This is a genomic window from Nocardioides nanhaiensis (assembly GCF_039542785.1).
GTDB classification, from domain to species: domain Bacteria; phylum Actinomycetota; class Actinomycetes; order Propionibacteriales; family Nocardioidaceae; genus Nocardioides; species Nocardioides nanhaiensis.
In genome coordinates, this window is sequence record NZ_BAABIM010000007.1 from 1 (window position 1) to 19,654 (window position 19,654).

Genomic DNA, 19,654 nt, shown 5'->3' on the forward strand with positions numbered 1-19,654 from the left:
TCATCAGATCGAGCACCCGGTCCAGGGGCCGACAGGTCCCGCTTGAGGACAACCACCAGGGGCGTCAGTTTCGACTTAAGTCAGACCCCTGGACCAGGTACCTACATCCTCACTGTTTCGACTCGCCCGTCGCGGCTTCGCGGGCTCAGCCGCGGGGCTCGCTCAACCTCGTCTCGCACGTGCCTGACCTCGTACCTCGGTCAGCCACGGCTCGCTTGACCTCAACCTTCGCTCGCGACGCCGTCCGCGCTCGTTCCTCGCGCGGCCGGCTGCTCGCTCGCGTCCTCGAACGGGTGTTGGGCCACGTAGGTCTGGGTCTCGGCGTACATGCGCTGGATGTACTCCTCCAGCTTGGAGGCCTCCACCCGCCACTGCCCCCGGCCACCGATCCGGATCGCGGCGAGCTCCCCGCGGCGCACCATGGCGTAGACCTGCGCGCTCGAGGTGTTGAGCAGTTCCGCGACGTCGGCGAGCGTGTGGAAGCGGGGGGCCGGCATGCCCCCATGGTGGCATCCCGCAGCCGGCACGGCGCGCAGCCCCGACGGCGCTGTGGACAACACCCTCCCGGCAGTCCACGGTGCCGTGGGACGGCCGGCTATCCGACCTCGGAGCCCAGGGTGATCTCGGTGGTCTGCTCGGAGCCGTCGCGCAGGTAGGTGAACTCGATGGTCTCGCCGGGCTGGTGGGTGCGGATGGCGACGATCAGGCTCTTGCCGTCGACGACGCGGTCGCCGTCGACCGCGGTGATGACGTCGCCCTTCTCCAGGCCCGCGGCCTCGGCCGGGGTGTCGGCGTTGACCTCGTCGATCTCGGCGCCCTCGCCGGTGGGGTCGCCGCCGGTGCGCACCTGCGCGCCGATCACGGGGAAGCGCGCCTCGCCGTCGCGCAGGATCTGGTCGGAGGTGATGATCACCTGCTCCATCGGGATGGCGAAGCCGACCCCGATGTTGCCCGACTCGCCGCCGAGCCCGCCGCCGGTGGTGGCGATGGCGGAGTTGACGCCGACCACCTGACCACGCAGGTTGACCAGCGGTCCGCCGGAGTTGCCCGGGTTGATCGCGGCGTCGGTCTGCACGGCGTTGATGTAGGAGGAGTCGTCGTTCGAGGAGCCGGTGGTGACAGGGCGGTCGAGGGCGCTGACGATGCCGCTGGTGACGGTGGAGCTCAGCCCCAGCGGGGAGCCGATGGCAACGACGCCCTCGCCGACCCGCAGCCGTTGCGAGCGGCCGAGCGCGGCCGGCTCGAGCTGCTCCTCGACGTCCTCGCTGTAGAGCACCGCGAGGTCGTAGACCGGGCTGCGGCCCACGACGGTGGCGTCGAAGCGATTGCCCTCCTGGTCGACGATCTGGATCAGCCCGTCGTCCTCGGCCGCGTCGGCGATCACGTGGTTGTTGGTGACCACGTGGCCCTGCTCGTCGAGCACGAAGCCGGAGCCGGTGGCGCCGCCCTCCTGCCCGTCGAGGGCCGCGGAGATCTGCACGGTGCTGGGCAGCAGCGCCTTGGCGACGGCGGCGACGCTGCCGTCCTCGGCGGCCAGCGGGGCGACGTCGTTGGTGTCGACGGCGTCGAAGCCTCCGGCCACCGACCCGGGCCCGGCGTCGCGCTCCTGCCACTCCTGGTAGCCGATCGAACCGGCCACGCCGCCGACGACGCCGAGCACCAGCGCCATGGCCGTGACCGCGGGCCAGACCCAGCCGCTCATCCGGGTACGGCCACCGCGGCCGTGACGGCCCTCTCGGCCGCCGGCGTGCCGGGGCCCGTCGAGGGGCATCGGCGTCGTCATCGGGACCGGCGGAGCGCCGGGCGGGGGGAAGGACGGCCAGCCGCCGCTGCCGGGGGCGCCGGGCGTGGCACTGGAACCGCCGGAGGGATCGCCGACCGGGTTCCCGGTGGGGGGCAACCAGGACGAGGACGGGTCGCCCGTGCGGCGCAACGGCTGCGTCGGCTCGCCGTGCGGCTGGTCGTCCTCGGTCGGCTCGTGCTGGCTCACCGCCCCATCATCCCCCGACCACCAAGACCTCACACCCACCGAGGCGGGCGGAGGTGACCCGGGTCAGCGACCGACCCGACCGGCAGGTTGCCCGGAGGGACGGGCCAGCGGGCCGCCCACCGAGGTGACGGGCACCTGGGAGACGACGTTGCTGGCCGGCGCGCGGCGGTCCACCGAGGGGGCACTGGCCGGGGCGGCCCCGAGGGCGAGCACACCCACCACCGCGACGCCGACGGCGCTGCCGCCCAGCGCCGCGAGCCCGAGCGGACGACGCGGGACACCAGCACTGCTGTGGACGACGGCGCCGGTCGGACCGACGGAGGCGGGGGTCAGACCCAGCAGCGACCCGACCAGGTGCGCAGGGGGCTCGGAGCCGGTGGGCGTCAGGGAGAGGGCCGAGAGCCGCTGCTTGACCCAGCCCTCGCGCTCGACGAGGTCGCGGCAGGAGTGGCAACCGTGCACGTGCTGCCAGGCCAGCTCGGCCTCGGCTGCCGGCAGCTGGCCGTCCAGCAGCGCGCTGACCCGGGGGCCCAGGTGCGTCATCGGCGTCATGCCGGGCCCCCGCCCGAGCCCAGCGGCGCCGGGGCGCCGTCGAGGTGTGCGTCGCTGGCCTCGACCGGCCCGGCGTAGCGGGTGCGGCCGGCCCCGGGGGCGCGGTGTGCGAGCGCGCGGCGCAGCATCGCGCGGCCGCGGTGGATGCGGGAGCGGACCGTGCCCAGCTTGGCGTCGAGGATCTGGGCGATCTCCTCGTAGGTGAGGCCCTCGACGTCGCACAGCACGACGGCGGCGCGGAAGTCCGGCGGCAGGGTGGCCAGGGCGGCCTCGACGTCGTCATCGAAGGTGCGGTCGGCGTAGGCCGCGTCGGGGGTCGGGCCGGCGCTGCGCAGCCGGTCGGCGCGCTCGTCGGAGAGCGCGTCGAAGCGGATCCGCTGGCGACGCCGCGCCTGGTCGAGGAAGAGGTTGGTGGTGATGCGGTGCAGCCAGCCCTCGAAGGTGCCCGGCGTGTAGCCGTCCAGGGAGCGGAAGACCCGCACGAAGACCTCCTGGGTGAGGTCCTCGGCGTCGTGCCGGTTGCCGGTGAGCCGGTAGGCCAGCCGGTAGACGCGCGCCGAGTGCTGCGCCACGACCTCGTCCCACGTGGGCACCCCACCCTCGGCACCCTGGGAATCGGCGGGGTTCGCGGGGTGGGGGGTCGTGCTCATGGTGACCTCTCGGCGGCGGCGCACGGGCTGGCTCCTGGTGGGACGACGGTAGGTGACCTTGCTGAGAGCCGACTGTGACTCCGCTGGGAACACTCGGCTGGCGACGACGCCGGGAGGCAGCGGGCCCCCGGCGCCGTCGTGGTGGTCAACGACCAGCGCGGCTCCTGCGTTCCCGAGGCGCGGAGCAGTAGGGTCGCCAAGGTCACCGGGCCCTGTGCCCGACCGTCCGCAGGAGGCCACCATCAGCACCCCCACACCCCCGCTGGCCGCCGCCAGCTGGAGCTACGCCGAGCAGTTCGTCGTCGAGGACGAGGTCCTGGCCGCGGCCCGGGCACGCGCCCAGGAGGTCGGTGTCGCCCCCGTGGGGTCGGGAGCGGGCGCTGCCCTGCGCTTCCTCACCTCGGTGCTCGAGGCCCGCGCGGTCGTCGAGATCGGCACCGGCACCGGCGTCTCGGGCCTGTGGCTGCTGCGCGGCATGCGCCCCGACGGCGTGCTCACCACGGTCGACATCGAGGCCGAGCACCAGCGCCTGGCCCGCCAGACCTTCACCGAGGCCGGCATCGGCGCCTCCCGGGTGCGCACCATCGGCGGCGCGGCGCTCGACGTGCTGCCGCGCCTCACCGACGCGCACTACGACGTCGTGTTCTGCGACGGCGACAAGACCGAGTACGGCGCCTACCTGGCCGAGGCGCTGCGCCTGCTGCGCCCCGGCGGCGTCGTCGTGTTCGACAACGCCCTGTGGCACGACCGCGTGGCCGATCCCGCCCAGCGCGACGCCGAGACCACCGCGATCCGCGACCTCGGCCGCCACGTGGCCGAGCACGAGGACCTCACCGAGCTGCTGCTCCCCGTGGGCGACGGCCTGCTGCTCGCCAAGCTCGCCGGCTGACCCGAGGCGCCGTCAGCCGCCGACGCCGGCCAGCGGGTCGTCGGAACCCAGCCAGTCCAGCAGGAGGCGTGACCCGAAGCCGGAGGGACCGGCGGTCCACTCGTGGCGGTCCTGGGGGACGTCGCCGACGGAGGCGATGTCGAGGTGGGCCCACGGGACGGCGCCGGCGAACGGCTTGAGGAACAGCGCCGCCATGATCGCCGCGGGGCCCTTGGGACCGTTGTCGGCGTCGGCCACCTTGGAGGCCAGCTTGTCGGTGTAGACGCCGGCCAGCGGGAGGCGCCACAGGGGCTCGCCGGCGTGCTCGCCGGAGGCCAGCAAGGACTCGGCCAGGGCGTCGTCGGTGGCGAAGAGGCCGCCGACCTGCTGGCCCAGCGCTACCTTGACGCCGCCGGTGAGCGTGGCGACGTCGACCAGGGCGGCGGGCGCCACCTCGGCGACGGCGTAGGCCATCGCGTCGGCCAGCACCAGGCGGCCCTCGGCGTCGGTGTTGGTGACCTCGGTGGTGCGCCCGCCGTAGTGGCGCAGCACGTCGCCGGGGCGCAGCGCGTTGCCGGACACCGCGTTCTCGGCCGCGGCCACCAGGCCGACGACCCGCACAGGGCAGCCGACGTCGGCCAGTGCCGCCATGGTGGCCATGACCACCGCGCCGCCGGTCATGTCGCGCTTCATGGAGGCCATCGCCTCGCCGGGCTTGATGGAGAGGCCGCCGGAGTCGAAGGTGATGCCCTTGCCCACCAGCACCACGGTGGGGGTGCCCCGCTTGGCCTTGGGCGGGGTGTAGTCGAGTCGGACCAGCCGCGGCGGGGTGGCCGAGGCCTGCCCGACGCCGACCAGGCCGCCGAAGCCCTCGCGGGCCAGCTGCTGCTCGTCCCAGACGCGCACCTCGAGGCCGGCCTCGGCTGCCAGCTGCTCGGCCTGCGCGGCGAGCCAGGGCGGGTTCTTGAGGTTGGAGGGCACCGTGGCGAGCGCGCGGGCCCGCCACCCGGCGCCGCCGAGCGCCAGGGCACGCTGCAGCGCGGTCCGGTCGCGCTTGTCGTCGAGGCCGCACAGCACCACCCGGGCCACCGGGGCGGGGTCGGGCGGCGCGGAACGCCAGTGGAAGACGAACGAGCCCAGCACCAGACCGGTCACGGTCGGCTCGAGCGCGTCGTCGAGGGCGGCCAGCGTCGTGGCGACGGCATCGAGCCCCCGCGCCTGCCGCGCCAGCGCGGCCGCGGCACGACGCACCTCGGTGCGCGTGCCCGTGCCGACGCCCACCAGCAGCACCTGCCGCAGCGCCGGGTTCTCGGCGCTGCCGAGCGGCACCGGGACGGCGACGACGTCGCCCACGCGGGCCGTGCCGCCGAGCGCCTCGTGCAACGCGATCAGGTCCAGACCGAGGGCCTCACCGGTGTCGACGGCTCCCGGGCCGAGCAGCAGGGAGCCCTCACCGTCGTCGAGCACCGGCAGCGCGATCGCTGCCACCCCGACGACGGCGTGCGGCGGCAGCGCGCTGAGCGCGACCTCCGGGGGCGAGACCTGGCTGGGAAGGGTGGGGGTCGGCGGGCGGGTCACCCTACGACGTTCTTGAGCGCGTCACCGAGCGCCCCGGCCTCGTCGGCGTTGAGCTCCACGACCAGACGGCCGCCACCCTCGAGCGGGACGCGCATCACGATGCCGCGACCCTCCTTGGTGACCTCGAGCGGGCCGTCGCCGGTCCTCGGCTTCATCGCCGCCATGCGGCACCTCTTCCCTGTGATTCACGTGAGACGGGTTGGTGTCGGGCGGTGGACCGGGCCCCTGCGGGCCGCACTCCTCCTCCTCGCCCGACCATTATCCCCCATCCCGGGGGTGACCCGCACCACTGGTGCCGAGCCGGTCCCCGAGCGGGGTGCCAGACTGCGCCCCATGACCGAGCCGACCGTCCTCCTCGACCTCGCCGACGGCGTCGCCACCGTGACGCTCAACCGCCCGGGAGCCATGAACTCCCTCGACATCGCCACCAAGGAGCTGCTGCTGGCCACGCTGCAGCAGGTGGCGGCCGACGACGAGGTGCGGTGCGTCGTGCTGACCGGCAGCGGGCGGGCCTTCTGCACCGGTCAGGACCTCAAGGAGCACGTGGGGCTGCTGCGCGAGGGCGGGTCGGACCAGCTGTTCGGCACGGTCGAGGCGCACTACAACCCGCTGGTCACCACCATCGTGGAGATGGACAAGCCGGTGCTGGCGGCGGTCAACGGCGTCGCGGCCGGGGCCGGCGCCAGCCTGGCCTTCGCCTGCGACCTGCGGGTGGTCGCCGAGGAGGCCGGCTTCAACCTGGCCTTCGCCGGCGTCGCGCTCTCGTGCGACACCGGCGCCAGCTACCACCTGCCGCTGCTGGTGGGCCGGGCCAAGGCGCTCGAGCTGCTCTACTTCCCGCGCACCGTGCCGGCCGCCGAGGCGCTCGAGCTGGGGATGGCCACCTCGGTGGTGCCGGGCGAGCAGCTGGCCGAGGAGGTCGCTGCCCTGGCGCGTCGGCTCGGGCAGGGCCCCACCCGCGCGTTCGGCGCGATGCGCCGCTCGGTGGCGCACGCGGCCGGCCACTCGTTCGCCGAGGCGCTCGCCTTCGAGAAGCAGATGATGGACCGCACGGGGGCCTCCGAGGACCACGCGGCCGCCGTCGCCGCGTTCGTGGCGAAGGAGAAGCCGGTCTACCGGGGTCGCTGAGCGCCCTCGGCGCCCGGGTAGGGGCCGGCGGGCTCGCCCACGAGCCGTGCGTAGGTGGCACGGAAGATCTCGAGCACCTGGGCCGGCGCCACCTGCGTCATCCGGCGTCGCCCGGGGCGCGCGGGGTACTCCACGGTCAGCGCGACGCCGGGGAAGGTCGCGTTGAACCAGCCGGTCATCGTGCCGTGGCAGACGCCGCCGCAGTCCAGCGTGGTGGTGGGCAGCCGCAGCGTGCGCGCCACCCGGCGCGCGAAGGCCGGCGACTTGGTGTCGGTGTCGACGCCGTTCAGCGGTTGGTGGAAGCTCAGCACCCGGTCGGGCCGCACCGCCCGCAGGAACCGCATCATCGCGCGCGTCTCGGGCTCCGAGGCGGGCCGCGGGCCGGACTCGTAGCGGCCGTCGAGCGGCGCCCAGCGGTAGGGGTAGTTGCGGTTCAGGTCGACGCCGCGGCCGCTGGCGCGGGTGCCCCGCGCCAGGCCGTCGGGGTTGTAGGTGGGCACCACCCACAGGTCGATCCCGCGCACGGGCAGGCCGTCGCGCAACGAGGTGAGGATGCCGCGGGTGGCGGGCTCGTCGCCGTGCATGGTCGAGATCAGCACCACCGTGGTGGCGGCGTCGGGCTCACCCAGGCGCCAGGCGGTGATCGGCCGACCGCCGGCGCTGCGACCGAGCACGCGCCTCTCGACGACGCCGGGTGCGGCGCTCGTCGTCACGGAGGCGTGAGCGCCGCTCCCGGAGTCCGGGGGGGCCGCTGACGCGCCGGCGGGGCCGTGGGGGGCCAGCAGCGCCATGGCCGCGGCGAGCGCACACATCCTCGTCGCGCGGACGGAGACCCACCGGCTCATCCCCGCCTCAGCTCCCCGGGTTGGCGTAGTACCAGGTGAACACGCAGACCCCCACCAGCAGGCCGACGTGCGCCAGCACCGAGAGCCAGGGTCCGCTGGACCAGGAGTCGCTGCGGGCGGGGGCCGCGTGCCGGCCCCGGCTCCGCCGCCAGCGCAGAAGGATGAGCAGGCCGGCCACGACCGTGACGTACCAGAAGCCCAGCGCCGCGATGCCGACGACCGAGGCCGGCCCCTCGCCCAGCGCGTCGGCGCCGAGCAGGTACACCAGCCAGACCACCACGGCGAGCCCGCCGGCGACGGTGTGCACCCCGAGCACCGCGCGCCCGACGTCGAGCCGCCCCGCCGCCTGCGTGCGCGAGAGGCGGATCCTGGTCAGCACGACCACGACGGCGGCGAGCACCGTGAGGACGTAGACGGTGGCGGACACGGCCCGCATCCTGTCAGACGTCGCCGGTGCGCCGCTCGCCATCCGGCGCGGGTCGCCAGCCGGCGTCGCCGACGGCGTCGTCGAGCTCGAAGCCGGCATCGACGTCGCGCGCCGGCACGGCGGGCGCCGGGTCCTGCTCGGTGTGCTGGTGGGCGAGCTGGTCCGCGAGCCGGTCGAGCAGCGCGTCGACCTCGCTCATCCGGTAGCCGCGGAGGGCGAGCGAGAAGCGCACGCGGCGCAGGTCGGTGGAGCCCAGCGGGCCCTCGGCGGGCACGAGCGCGTCGGGTCGGTCGTCGTGCGCGGGGGCGAGGCCGCGGCCCCGGCCGGAGGCCACGGCGGCGATGCCACCCATCGCGAGCACGATGAGGATCGCGAAGACCCACATCATGGCCGGACCTGACCCTCGGGTCCCGTCTGCCCGGTCACCGCGGCGACCGCCTCGTCGACGTCGTCGGTGACCATCAGCCGGTCGAGGTCCTCGGGGTTGATCTTGCCGTCGGCCAGCACCGTCTCGCGCAGCCAGTCGAGCAGCCCGGCCCAGTAGTCGGTGCCGAGCAGCACGACCGGGAAGGCGGTGACCTTCTGGGTCTGGGCGAGGGTGAGCGCCTCGAACATCTCGTCGAGGGTGCCGAGGCCGCCGGGGAGCACGACGAAGCCCTGGCTGTACTTGACGAACATGGTCTTGCGGGCGAAGAAGTAGCGGAAGTTGATGCCGACGTCACACCACTCGTTGAGGCCGGACTCGAAGGGCAGCTCGATGCCGAGCCCCACGCTGACGCCGCCGGCCTCGCAGGCGCCCTTGTTGGCCGCCTCCATGGCACCGGGACCGCCGCCGGTGATGACGGCGTAGCCGGCCTCCACGAGCTTGCGACCCACCTCGACGCCCTGCGCGTAGGAGGGGTGGTCGACCGGGGTGCGGGCCGAGCCGAAGACGCCGATGGCGGGCCCGAGCTCGGCGAGCGCACCGAAGCCCTCGACGAACTCCGCCTGGATCCGCAGCACGCGCCACGGATCGGTGTGCACCCAGTCGCTGGGGCCGCGGGAGTCGAGCAGGCGCTGGTCGGTGGTGGTGCCGTCGACCTGACGCCGGCGCTGGCGCACCGGGCCCTTGAACTTGTCCTTCACGCCTCGCCGCCCTCCGTCAGCCACGCCCGCAGCGTGCGCTCGCAGTGCTCCACCTGCGCCACCGGCACGAACTCCTCCTGCTTGTGCGCCAGCATCGGGTCGCCGGGGCCGAAGTTGACGGCCGGCACGCCGAGGGCGGTGAAGCGGGCGACGTCGGTCCAGCCGAACTTGGGGTTGACGGTGCCGCCGACGGCCTCCACGAACGCCTTCGCGGCCGGGCGGTCCAGGCCGGGGAGCGCGCCGGGGGCGGTGTCGGTGAGCCGCACGTCGAAGCCTTCGAAGAACTCGCGCACGAACTGCTCGGCCTCGGCCTCGGAGCGGTCGGGGGCGAAGCGGAAGTTGACCTCCACCACGCACTCGTCGGGCAGCACGTTGCCGGCCACCCCGCCGCGGATGAACACCGCGTTGAGGCCCTCGTGGTACTCCAGGCCGTCGATCACCGGGCGGCGCGCCTCGTAGGCGTTGAGCCGCGCCAGCACCTCGCCGGCGCCGTGGATGGCGTTGACGCCGCGCCAGCTGCGCGCGGAGTGGGCACGCTCGCCGGTGGTGCGCACCTCCACCCGAAGGGTGCCCTGGCAGCCGGCCTCGACCACCGCGTTGGAGGGCTCCATCAGGATCGCGAAGTCGGCCTCCAGCAGGTGCGGGTCGCTCTGCGAGAGGTGCTGCAGGCCGTTGTACTCGGCGTCGATCTCCTCGCCCTCGTAGAGCACGTAGGTCACGTCACGCACCGGCTCGGGCACGGTGGCCGCCAGCCGCAGGATGACGGCGTCGCCGCCCTTCATGTCGCAGGTGCCCAGGCCGTGCAGCAGCCCGGCGTCGGCGTCGAGGCGGCTGGGCAGGTTGTCATTGACCGGCACGGTGTCGAGGTGGCCGGCCACCACGACCCGCTCGCCGCGACCGAGCTCGGTGCGGGCGACGACGGTGTTGCCGCGGCGCAGCACCTGCAGGTGCGGGAGCGCGCCCAGGGCGGCCTCGACCGCGTCGGCGATGGACTGCTCGGCCAGGCTCACCGACTCGATGTCGACCAGCGCGGCGGTGAGGCTGACGACGTCGGTGGTCAGGTCCAGGGAGGAGGCGAGGGAGGGCGTGCTGCTCATGGGCGCCAGTCAATCAGCCGCTCCCGCACCGACCCACTTCCCGCGAACTGGAACACGTTCTAGTCTGCGTGCATGCGCAACGGTGTCGTCCTGTTCTCCTCCGACCGCGGCATCACGCCCGCCGACCTGGCCGTGGCCGCGGAGGAGCGCGGCTTCGACACGCTCTACGTGCCCGAGCACACCCACATCCCGGTGCGGCGTGACGCGCTGCACCCCACCGGCGGCGAGGACCTGCCCGACGACCGCTACCTGCGCACCCTCGACCCGTGGGTCTCGCTGGCCACCGCCGCGGCCCGCACCAGCCGCATCGGCCTCGCGACCGCGGTCGCGCTACCTGTGGAGTCCGACCCGATCACGCTGGCCAAGACCATCGCGACGCTCGACCACCTCTCCGGCGGCCGGGTCACCCTCGGCGCGGGCTTCGGCTGGAACACCGACGAGCTCGAGGACCACCACGTGCCGCCCGGCAAGCGGCGCACCGTGCTGCGCGAGTACCTGGAGGCCATGCGCGCGCTGTGGACCCAGGAGGAGGCGGCCTACGAGGGCGAGTTCGTGCGGTTCGGCCCCTCGTGGGCCTACCCCAAGCCCACGCAGGCCCACGTGCCCGTCGTCATCGGTGCCGGCGGCGGCCCGCAGACGTTGGCCTGGATCGCCCGCCACGCCGACGGCTGGATGACCACCCCCACCGAGTCCGGCGTCGCGGCCAAGGCCGCGGCACTGCGCGAGCAGTGGGCGCAGGCCGGCCGGGACGGCGAGCCCGACGTCCGGGTGCTGGTGGCCAAGCGCCCCACGCCCGAGGACCTCGAGGACTGGGCGGCGGCCGGGGCCTCGGAGCTCATCTGGGGCGTGCCCGACGCCGACACCGCCACCGTGCTCGCCTACCTCGACAAGCTGGCGGGGCGGCTCGGGCTGGCGCCGGCTCCCGCCTGAGAGCTCGCGAGCATCATGATGCGTCATGCGTGACGTTATGATGCACGCATGCGCACCACCGTCAACATCAACGACGAGCTCCTGCGTCGCGCCCGCGAACAGGCACTCGCCGACGGCCGTTCCCTGGGCGACGTCGTGGACGACGCCCTGCGCAACCACCTCGCACGTCCGGCGGCCACGGGTCGCGTCGAGCTGCCGACCTACGGCGGGAGCGGGCTGCAGCCCGGCGTCGACCTGGACGACAAGGATGCTCTCGCCGCCCTGCTCGACGAGGAGCGCGACGCGCGTGCTGCTGGCTGACGTCAACGTCTTCCTGTACGCGCACCGCCCCGAGAGCCCGCGGGCCCACGAGCACCGCTCGTGGCTGGCCACCGCGTTGAGCGGTCCCGAGCCGTTCGGCGTCAGCGAGCAGGTCCTCTCGTCCTTCGTGCGCATCGCGACGCACCACCGCATCTATCGCGAGCCCTCCCCCACGGCGATCGCCCTGAAGTTCTGCCGCGCCGTCCTCGACGCGCCGGCCAGCGCGGTCGTGAGGCCCGGACCGCGACACTTCTCGTTGTTCTCCCAGCTGTGCGACGAGGCCGGAGCCCGGGGCAACCTCGTCCCCGATGCCTACCTGGCTGCCTTGGCGATGGAGCACGGCGCCACCTGGGTGACCTCGGACCGCGGCTTCGCACGGTTCCCCGGTCTGCGCTGGCGAACGCCGCTCGACGAGGCCTGACCCCGCCGTCGTCAGGCCCGGTGCACCTCCACCACCGGCTCACCCTCGCCGGCCCCGACGGCGACCGAGGTGGCCAGCACCTCACGTGCGATCAGCTCCTCGTGGGTGCGGGCGGCGGCCTGCACGGCCTCGGTGCCGGTGATGGTGAGCGTGATCCGGTCCGAGACCTCCAGGCCGGCGTCGCGGCGCGCCTGCTGCACCTGGCGCACCAGGTCGCGGGCCAGGCCCTCGGCCTCGAGCTCCGGGGTGAGGGCGGTGTCGAGCACCACGAACCCGACACCCGGGAGCACACCGACGGCGGTGCTGTCGTCGGCCGCGCCGGCCACGGTCTCCAGGGTGAACTCGCCGTCGACGAGCGCCAGCCCGCCGGCGGTGACGGTGCCGTCCTCGGCCACCGACCAGTCGCCGGACTTGGAGCCCTTGATGGCCTGCTGCACCTGCTTGCCCAGGCGCGGACCCGCCGCGCGGGCGTTGACGGTGAGCTTCTGCGAGACGCCGTAGGCCGCCGCCTCGGGCGAGTCGGCTGCCACGAGCCGCACCTGCTTGACGTTGACCTCGTCGGCGACGATGCCGGTGAAGGCCTCGAGCGCCGCCGGGTCCTCGGTCACCACGGTCAGACCCGCCAGCGGCAGGCGGTTGCGCAGCTGACGGGCCTTGCGCAGGGCGGAGGTGGCCGAGCAGACCTCACGCACCACGTCCATGGCCGCGACCAGGGCGTCGTCGGCGGGGAGCTTCTCGAGGGTGGGCCAGTCGGTCAGGTGCACCGAGCGCCCGCCGGTCAGTCCCCGCCAGACCTCCTCGGTGGTCAGCGGCAGCAGCGGCGCCGTCACCCGGCAGACGGTCTCGAGCACCGTGTAGAGGGTGTCGAACGCCTCGGGGCGGCCCTCCCAGAAGCGCTCCCGCGAGCGGCGCACGTACCAGTTGGTCAGGACGTCGAGGAACGTGCGCGTGGTCTCGCAGGCGTCGGCGACGCGGTAGTCGTCGAGCGCCGTCGTCATCTCGTCCACGAACGCGTGGCACTTGGCCAGCAGGTAGCGGTCGAGCGGGTCCGTGGACTCGGTCGACCGGGTCGCCTCGTAGCCCTCCCCCGCTGCGTTCGCGTAGAGCGAGAAGAAGTACCAGGTGTTCCAGAGCGGGATCATCACGTGCCGCACCGAGTCACGGATGCCCTGCTCGGTGACCACCAGGTTGCCACCGCGCAGGATCGGGCTCGACATCAGGAACCAGCGCATCGCGTCGGCGCCGTCGCGGTCGAAGACCTCGCGCACGTCGGGGTAGTTGCGCAGCGACTTGCTCATCTTGTTGCCGTCCGAGCCCAGCACGATGCCGTGGCTGACGCAGGAGCTGAACGCGGGCCGGTCGAAGATGGCGGTGGCCAGCACGTGCAGCGTGTAGAACCAGCCGCGGGTCTGGCCGATGTACTCGACGATGAAGTCGCCCGGGAAGTGGTGCTCGAACCACTCGGCGTCCTCGAACGGGTAGTGCACCTGGGCGAAGCTCATCGAGCCCGAGTCGAACCAGACGTCGAGCACGTCGGGCACGCGGCGCATGGTGGAGCGCTCGCCCTCGGGACGCGGGTCGTCGGGGTTCGGCCGGGTCAGGTCGTCGACGTAGGGGCGGTGCAGGTCGGGCTCGCCGTCGGCGTTGCGGGGCAGCCGCCCGAAGTCGCGCTCGATGTCGGCGAAGCTGCCGTAGACGTCGATGCGCGGGTAGGCCGGGTCGTCGCTCTTCCACACCGGCACCGGGGAACCCCAGAACCGGTTGCGGGTGATCGACCAGTCGCGGGCGTTCTCCAGCCACTTGCCGAACTGGCCGTCCTGGATGTGGTCGGGGGTCCAGCGGATCTGCTGGTTGAGCTCGATCATCCGGTCCTTGAAGGCGGTCACCTTCACGAACCACGACGAGACGCCCTTGTAGATCAGGGGCTCGCGGCAGCGCCAGCAGTGCGGGTAGGAGTGGTCGTAGGTCTCCCGGCGCAGCAGCACGGTGCCGGGCGTCACCGCCGCGGCGGGCTCGCCACGGGTGGCGCGCTTGAGGTCGTCGATGATCTGCAGGTTCGCGTCGAAGACGAGCAGGCCGGCGTAGTCGGTCACCGGGTCGGTGAACTTGCCGTCCTTGCCCACCGGCATCACCGCCTCGATGTTCTCGCGGTCGGTCACCTCCTTGTCGACCTCACCGAAGGCGCCGGCGGTGTGCACCAGACCCACACCGTCGGTGGTGGTGACCGCCTCGTCGGCGGCCACGATGCGGAAGGCGTTCTCGCGCCCGAGGTAGTAGCCGAAGGGCGGGGTGTAGCCGCGGCCCACGAGGTCGGCACCGCGGTAGCGCGCCAGCACCTGCGGCTCCTCCCCCAGCTCGCGCGAGTACGCCCCGAGGCGCGCCTCGGCGATCAGGTAGCGAGCAGTGCTCTCGGCACCGGGCACCGCGGCCTCGACGACGACGTACTCGATGTCGGAGCCGACCATGATCGCCAGGTTGCTGGGCAGCGTCCACGGCGTCGTCGTCCACACCAGCGCCAGCACGCCGTCGAGGTCGTCGCCCCGGTCCTCCAGGCGCAGCCCGACGGTGACCGCCGGGTCCTGGCGGTTCTGGTAGACGTCGTCGTCCATGCGCAGCTCGTGGTTGGAGAGCGGCGTCTCGTCGTTCCAGCAGTAGGGCAGCACCCGGAAGCCCTCGTAGACCAGGCCCTTCTCGTAGAGCTGGCCGAAGGCCCAGATGACCGACTCCATGAACTCGGGGTTCATGGTCTTGTAGTCGTGGTCGAAGTCGACCCAGCGCGCCTGACGGGTGACGTAGTCGCGCCACTCGCCGGTGTACTTGAGCACCGAGGCGCGGCAGGCCTCGTTGAACTTCTCGATGCCGAGCTCGACGATCTCGTCGGTGGTCTTGATGCCGTTGAGTCGCATCGCCTCCAGCTCGGCGGGCAGCCCGTGGGTGTCCCAGCCGAAGCGACGCTCCACGCGGCGACCGCGCATGGTCTGGTAGCGCGGGATCAGGTCCTTGACGTAGCCGGTGAGCAGGTGGCCGTAGTGCGGCAGGCCGTTGGCGAACGGCGGGCCGTCGTAGAAGACGAACTCGTTGGCGCCGTCCTGGCCCGCCTCGCGCTGCTCGACACTCGCCGCGAAGGTGCCGTCGGCCTCCCAGTGGGCCAGCACGGCCTCCTCGATGGCGGGGAAGCGCGGGGTGGAGGGCACGCCCGTGGCGGCCTCGGCGGTGGTGAGGTGGGAGACCTTCGGATAGGTCATCGGCGCTGCTCCTGCGGTGGTCGTCTGCTCGGTTGCACGAGGACGACGTCTGCCGCGGTACCACCCCGTTTGCCCACTGCCCCGGGGTGCGGCGGCGGACCTCTCGTTCACGGCTGTGACGGGCCTACCCGTCCGGTTCTACTGACCCCGGGTGGGGCGTTCTTCCGGAGGCTCACCGCTGATGACGGCTCGAGCGCCTGTGCCACCAGCCTACGGCGCCGGGGTCCTGGCCGGGAAATCGGTTTCCCTGGCGCACGACCGGCCTTGAGGTTCCCTTGACCTTCGCTTGGTGCCGCCGCAGCACGCCCCCGGGCAGGGTCTGTGCCACGGCGAGACCGCCGTGCCAGCTCCCGACCAGAACCGAGGAACCCCATGAACGCCCGCCGCCCCGCCCGCCTGCTCGCCGCCGCCTCCCTGCCGCTGGTGCTCGCACTGAGCGCCTGCGGGAGCGACGACGACGACCGCGACGACACGACCGCCCTCGCGCCGTCGGCGTCCGCCGCCGACGGCGACACCGCCACCCCGACGCCCAGCGAGGCCCCCACCTCCGCCGCGCCGAGCACGGCGCCCACCCAGGCTCCCTCCTCGGGAGGCTCCGCGGCGGGCAGCAGCGACGACGAGGCTGCGCTGGCCGCGGCCCGCACGGCGCTGGACGCCGCCGGTGGCACCGTCGTCACCGTCGACACCGACCGCGGTGGCTGGGAGGTCGTCGTCGCCGCCGCCGACGGTTCCGAGACCGAGGTGGGACTGGACGCCGCCGGCACCGCGGTCACCCGCGGACCGCAGCCCGAGGACCGCGACGAGGACGCCGAGGACCGCGCCGAGACCCAGCGCGCGGTGCAGGCCGCGCGTGTCTCCTACGCCGACGCGCTCGCGACCGCGCGCGGCGTCGTCAGCGGCAAGCCGCTGGACTCCGTGGACCTCTCCGAGGACGACGGCCGGATCACCTGGGACGTCCAGTTCGGTGACGGCGCCGCCGAGCAGACCGTCGTGATCAACGCCGGCTCGGGCCAGGTGCTGGGCACCGAGCGCGACGACTGACCTCCTCCCCCGACACGCACGCGGGGCCCTGCCGGACGTCCGGCAGGGCCCCGCGCGCGGTGGTGAGCAGGTGGTGAGCAGGTGGTGAGCAGGTCAGCGGATGTTGCGGATCCGCAGCACCACGGTGCGCTTGTAGGTCTTGCTCTTGACCGTCAGCCAGATCTTGCCGGGGCCGCGCGAGGTCTTGCGCACGTAGATGGCGCCCTTCTTGGCGGCGCCGGGCTTGATGGTGCCGACCATCCGCTTGCCGCGCACGGCCGCACCCCGGGTGCGCCAGCTGATGGTCACCTTCGGCGCCGTGGCGATGGTCTGCTTGCTGTTGCGGATGGTGACGGGCACCCGGGTGAAGCTGCGGTTGTTGACCTTGCGGCCCTTGACGAAGATGCCCAGCGCGGGCTTCTGGCGGATGTCGCGCAGGGTGCCGACCAGACCGTCGTAGATGGTGGCGCCGTCGGGGCTCACGAGGAGCACGAAGCCGCAGTTCCACACGTTGCGCCGCACCTGCGGGAAGTCGACCCGGTAGGCGATCGAGGCGCCGTTGTAGGCACCGGTCGTCCCGTAGGTGTTGCGGTCGACGTCGGTGGACCCGGTCTGCGCCTGGCAGACCTGCTGCCCGTTCGAGGTGACCACCTTGCCGAAGCCCACTCGGAGCCGGGTGTTCGTGGCCTCCGTAGCGGCGGCTCGCAGGGCCAGCTCGACGCCGAACTGGCCGGTCAGCCGGTCCTGGGTCACGCCGGCCGAGGCCAGCTGGCGGGACGGCTCGGCGCTGGGCGCGGTGCCGCCCACCCGGTTGCGCAACGGCCCCGTGCGCAGGCGCACCGGCCACTGGTGCTTGGCCCGCTGGGGTGCGGCCGCACCACGCTCGAGGGTCAGCTCGGGCGTCGCGGCGCGACCGGCGGCGGTGCCGCCGTCGAAGACCTCGGGGGCGGCGGGACCCTCGACGCCCGACGCGGCGGGCGCGGTGGCGGCGAGCGGGGCGACCTCGTCGGCCTGGGCGGGCGCAACGCCGAGCGCGAGGGCGCCCGAGGCGCCCACCAGGAGTGCGGTGGTCAGGGTGGCGAGTCGGTGGGTGGTGCGAGTGTGCTGGCGCATGGGGCGTCCTCTTCCGGTGCGGGGGTCTGGGGCGTGCTTGCCCCGGCCCGAGGCGCATCAAACCCGGTCCGCGGCCGGGGGACGCACACCGTCGCCGGCGTGCCGCCTACTAGAGTCCGCGCCGTGACCGACTCCGCCGCAGCCCACGCCAGCGACGCCACCACCTCCCCCGGCGGGGCCTGGGGCCACGCCCTGGTCACCACCACGCCCGACGGCACCGTGCTGGACGCCTGGTTCCCGGCGCCGGCGCTGGGCGCCCCGGACGCCGGCCCCGAGCAGCGCACCACGCCCGCCGAGCTGGCGATGCTCGAGGGCGACGACGCCGCCCGTGGGGTCAGCCGCGAGGTGCGGCTCGTCGAGATCGCCGACCTGGCGGCCGCCCCCACCAGCACCGAGGACGTGTGGCTGCGGCTGCACCTGCTCAGCCACCGCCTCGTGGCACCGCACGGCCTCTCGCTCGAGGGCCAGTTCGGGCTGCTCACCAATGTCGTGTGGACCTCGGCTGGGCCATGCGCGGTCGAGGGCTTCGAGACCACGCGCGCGCGGCTGCGGGCCTCGGGTCAGCACGTCACGGTGCACTCGGTCGACAAGTTCCCGCGGATGGTCGACTACGTGATGCCCTCCGGCGTGCGCATCGGTGACGCCGACCGCGTGCGGCTCGGCGCGCACCTGGCCGAGGGCACCACCGTCATGCACGAGGGCTTCGTCAACTTCAACGCGGGCACGCTCGGCTCCTCCATGGTGGAGGGCCGCATCTCGGCCGGCGTCGTGGTGGGCGACGGCTCCGACGTCGGTGGCGGCGCCTCGATCATGGGCACGCTGTCGGGCGGTGGCACCCAGGTGATCTCGATCGGCGAGCGCTGCCTGCTGGGCGCCAACGCCGGCATCGGCATCTCGCTGGGTGACGACTCGGTGGTCGAGGCCGGCTGCTACGTGACCGCCGGCACGAAGGTGACCGTGCTGGAGCCGGGCGCCGAGCCCCGCGTCGTCAAGGCACTGGAGCTCTCCGGGGCCCGCAACGTGCTGTTCCGCCGCAACTCGGTCAACGGCGCCGTCGAGGCGGTGCCGCGCGAGGGTCGCGGGATCGCGCTCAACGAGGCCCTGCACGCCAACTGACGGCAGCCCCGGAGGAGACCCGTCGCGGCCGGCGGGCCCGAGTGGTCTTGTCCACCCCCGGAGACTGAAGACGTGAGCAGACGAGTCGGCACCGCCCTGGTCGCCGTCGCGGCCCTGGTGGTGCTGGCGGCGGTGAGCTGGAACGTGCTGCGCACGCCCGGTGGGCTGCTGGGCAGCGCCGAGCGGTGCACGGTGACGGTGGACGGGCGCACGGTCGACCTCGCACCGGAGCAGGCCGAGAACGCTGGTCTGATCACGGCGCTGGCCGTCGAGCGCGGCCTTCCCGCCCGGGCGGCCTCGATCGCGCTCGCCACGGCCTACCAGGAGTCGGACCTCTACAACATCGACTACGGCGACCGGGACTCCGTGGGCCTGTTCCAGCAGCGCCCCTCGCAGGGGTGGGGCTCGGTCGAGCAGATCATGGACCCGGTCTACTCCACGACCGCCTTCTACGACGCGCTGGTCGAGGTGTCGGGCTACGAGTCCATGGAGATCACCGTGGCCGCGCAGGAGGTGCAGCGCTCGGCCTTCCCCGACGCCTACGCCGACCACGAGGCCGACGCCCGCGCCATCGCCTCGGCGCTGACGGGCAACAGCCCGGGCGCCTTCTCCTGCGTCGTGGACGCCGACGTCGACGCCGGCGACGCCGCCCTGCTCGACACCGGCCTGACCGAGCGCGCCGACCAGGTGCGGCGCGAGCTGCTCGGCGTCTTCGGCGAGCTGCAGCTGGGCGGCTTCGCCCCCGGTGGCGTCCGCGAGGGCCACATGGAGGGCTCCACCCACTACGACGGCCGTGCGGTCGACGTCTTCTTCCGCCCGATCAACGCCCGCACCAACGTGCAGGGCTGGGCCGTCGCGCACTACCTGGCGGCGCACGCTGCCCGCCTGCAGGTGCAGACGATCATCTTCGACGACCGCATCTGGACCGCCCGCCGCTCCGACCAGGGCTGGCGCGACTACGACGCCCCCAACGGTCCCGGCGACCCCGACATCCTCGCCCACCGCGACCACGTCCACGTCGACGTGTTCGAGTGAATGACCAGGTGGTCCGCGAGGAACGAGCGGACCACCGCGGGTCATGAAGGTTGAGCGAGCGTCGCGGGTGAGGGACGAACCCGCGGCGGCGAGTCGAAACAGTGAGGATGTAGGTACCTGGTCCAGGGGTCTGACTTAAGTCGAAACTGACGCCCCTGGTGGTTGTCCTCAAGCGGGACCTGTCGGCCCCTGGACCGGGTGCTCGATCTGATGA

The 19,654-nt window shown here is 73.4% G+C and carries 21 protein-coding genes; 8 read left to right on the forward strand and 13 right to left on the reverse strand.

Annotated elements, in window-relative coordinates; genetic code table 11:
* Positions 1-221 precede the first annotated feature (221 nt).
* The 4 genes from ABD948_RS21975 to sigE all read right to left on the reverse strand — a co-directional run bounded on the left by ABD948_RS21975 (position 222) and on the right by sigE (position 3,192).
* Positions 222-497, reverse strand: a complete 276-nt coding sequence (locus tag ABD948_RS21975) for a helix-turn-helix domain-containing protein (RefSeq protein ID WP_345273420.1) — start codon at positions 495-497, stop codon at positions 222-224.
* Positions 498-595: 98 nt separating this feature from the next.
* Positions 596-1,990 (reverse strand): S1C family serine protease, encoded by a 1,395-nt coding sequence (locus ABD948_RS21980; protein WP_345273423.1) that lies wholly within the window; start codon positions 1,988-1,990, stop codon positions 596-598.
* Between the two features lie 63 nt (positions 1,991-2,053).
* Positions 2,054-2,542, reverse strand: coding sequence for a zf-HC2 domain-containing protein (locus ABD948_RS21985; protein ID WP_345273425.1), 489 nt, complete (start codon positions 2,540-2,542; stop codon positions 2,054-2,056).
* Positions 2,539-3,192 (reverse strand): RNA polymerase sigma factor SigE, encoded by a 654-nt coding sequence (sigE, locus tag ABD948_RS21990; RefSeq protein ID WP_425576676.1) that lies wholly within the window; start codon positions 3,190-3,192, stop codon positions 2,539-2,541. The genes ABD948_RS21985 and sigE overlap by 4 nt, the downstream gene beginning before the upstream one ends.
* A 214-nt stretch (positions 3,193-3,406) precedes the next feature.
* Between sigE and ABD948_RS21995 the strand changes: the two genes are divergently transcribed.
* Positions 3,407-4,081, forward strand: a complete 675-nt coding sequence (locus ABD948_RS21995) for an O-methyltransferase (RefSeq protein WP_425576677.1) — start codon at positions 3,407-3,409, stop codon at positions 4,079-4,081.
* A 12-nt stretch (positions 4,082-4,093) separates the two neighbouring features.
* Here ABD948_RS21995 and ABD948_RS22000 read toward each other — a convergent pair whose 3' ends face one another.
* Entirely contained in the window at positions 4,094-5,638 is a 1,545-nt protein-coding gene (locus tag ABD948_RS22000; protein WP_345273439.1) for a leucyl aminopeptidase family protein, read from the reverse strand.
* Positions 5,635-5,802 (reverse strand): DUF3117 domain-containing protein, encoded by a 168-nt coding sequence (locus ABD948_RS22005; protein WP_340539870.1) that lies wholly within the window; start codon positions 5,800-5,802, stop codon positions 5,635-5,637. Before ABD948_RS22005 ends, ABD948_RS22000 begins: the two co-directional genes overlap by 4 nt.
* A gap of 169 nt (positions 5,803-5,971) precedes the next feature.
* Between ABD948_RS22005 and ABD948_RS22010 the strand changes: the two genes are divergently transcribed.
* Complete coding sequence (locus ABD948_RS22010; protein WP_345273443.1) at positions 5,972-6,766, forward strand: enoyl-CoA hydratase/isomerase family protein; 795 nt, start codon at positions 5,972-5,974, stop codon at positions 6,764-6,766.
* Here ABD948_RS22010 and ABD948_RS22015 read toward each other — a convergent pair.
* The 5 genes from ABD948_RS22015 to dapE form a co-directional block, all read right to left on the reverse strand.
* Positions 6,751-7,479, reverse strand: a complete 729-nt coding sequence (locus ABD948_RS22015; RefSeq protein ID WP_345273445.1) for a M14 family zinc carboxypeptidase — start codon at positions 7,477-7,479, stop codon at positions 6,751-6,753. The two genes, ABD948_RS22010 and ABD948_RS22015, sit on opposite strands and share 16 nt — an antisense overlap.
* A gap of 139 nt (positions 7,480-7,618) precedes the next feature.
* Positions 7,619-8,038: a hypothetical protein gene (locus ABD948_RS22020; RefSeq protein ID WP_345273448.1), complete on the reverse strand. Its 420-nt coding sequence runs from the start codon at positions 8,036-8,038 to the stop codon at positions 7,619-7,621.
* Positions 8,039-8,051: 13 nt separating this feature from the next.
* Positions 8,052-8,426: a DivIVA domain-containing protein gene (locus ABD948_RS22025; RefSeq protein WP_345273451.1), complete on the reverse strand. Its 375-nt coding sequence runs from the start codon at positions 8,424-8,426 to the stop codon at positions 8,052-8,054.
* On the reverse strand, positions 8,423-9,187 hold the full coding sequence (locus ABD948_RS22030; protein WP_345273453.1) for an LOG family protein: 765 nt from the start codon (positions 9,185-9,187) through the stop codon (positions 8,423-8,425). The genes ABD948_RS22025 and ABD948_RS22030 overlap by 4 nt, the downstream gene beginning before the upstream one ends.
* Complete coding sequence (dapE, locus tag ABD948_RS22035) at positions 9,160-10,260, reverse strand: succinyl-diaminopimelate desuccinylase (RefSeq protein WP_345273457.1); 1,101 nt, start codon at positions 10,258-10,260, stop codon at positions 9,160-9,162. The genes ABD948_RS22030 and dapE overlap by 28 nt, the downstream gene beginning before the upstream one ends.
* A 72-nt stretch (positions 10,261-10,332) precedes the next feature.
* On the opposite strand from dapE, the gene ABD948_RS22040 reads away from it, so the two are divergent.
* From ABD948_RS22040 to ABD948_RS22050, 3 genes are read left to right on the forward strand one after another with little or no spacing between them, the layout of a single operon-like run.
* Positions 10,333-11,190, forward strand: a complete 858-nt coding sequence (locus tag ABD948_RS22040; protein WP_345273462.1) for an LLM class F420-dependent oxidoreductase — start codon at positions 10,333-10,335, stop codon at positions 11,188-11,190.
* Positions 11,191-11,238: 48 nt separating this feature from the next.
* Complete coding sequence (locus ABD948_RS22045) at positions 11,239-11,490, forward strand: hypothetical protein (RefSeq protein ID WP_345273466.1); 252 nt, start codon at positions 11,239-11,241, stop codon at positions 11,488-11,490.
* Positions 11,477-11,911: a type II toxin-antitoxin system VapC family toxin gene (locus ABD948_RS22050; protein ID WP_345273470.1), complete on the forward strand. Its 435-nt coding sequence runs from the start codon at positions 11,477-11,479 to the stop codon at positions 11,909-11,911. Before ABD948_RS22045 ends, ABD948_RS22050 begins: the two co-directional genes overlap by 14 nt.
* Positions 11,912-11,922: 11 nt before the next feature.
* Here ABD948_RS22050 and ileS read toward each other — a convergent pair whose 3' ends face one another.
* Entirely contained in the window at positions 11,923-15,156 is a 3,234-nt protein-coding gene (ileS, locus tag ABD948_RS22055) for an isoleucine--tRNA ligase (RefSeq protein ID WP_345273478.1), read from the reverse strand.
* 372 nt (positions 15,157-15,528) lie between these two features.
* Between ileS and ABD948_RS22060 the strand changes: the two genes are divergently transcribed.
* On the forward strand, positions 15,529-16,197 hold the full coding sequence (locus ABD948_RS22060) for a PepSY domain-containing protein (RefSeq protein WP_345273486.1): 669 nt from the start codon (positions 15,529-15,531) through the stop codon (positions 16,195-16,197).
* A gap of 93 nt (positions 16,198-16,290) precedes the next feature.
* Here ABD948_RS22060 and ABD948_RS22065 read toward each other — a convergent pair whose 3' ends face one another.
* The gene (locus ABD948_RS22065; RefSeq protein ID WP_345273491.1) at positions 16,291-17,289 is read right to left on the reverse strand and encodes a hypothetical protein; all 999 of its coding nucleotides are present in this window, start codon (positions 17,287-17,289) and stop codon (positions 16,291-16,293) included.
* A gap of 123 nt (positions 17,290-17,412) precedes the next feature.
* On the opposite strand from ABD948_RS22065, the gene dapD reads away from it, so the two are divergent.
* Positions 17,413-18,405 carry a 2,3,4,5-tetrahydropyridine-2,6-dicarboxylate N-succinyltransferase gene (gene dapD / locus ABD948_RS22070; RefSeq protein WP_345273494.1) on the forward strand — a complete coding sequence of 331 codons (993 nt, stop codon included), beginning with the start codon at positions 17,413-17,415 and terminating at the stop codon, positions 18,403-18,405.
* A 72-nt stretch (positions 18,406-18,477) separates the two neighbouring features.
* A complete protein-coding gene (locus ABD948_RS22075) occupies positions 18,478-19,440 on the forward strand; it encodes a VldE C-terminal domain-containing protein (RefSeq protein ID WP_425576679.1) in 963 nt (320 codons plus the stop codon).
* Positions 19,441-19,654: the final 214 nt, after the last annotated feature.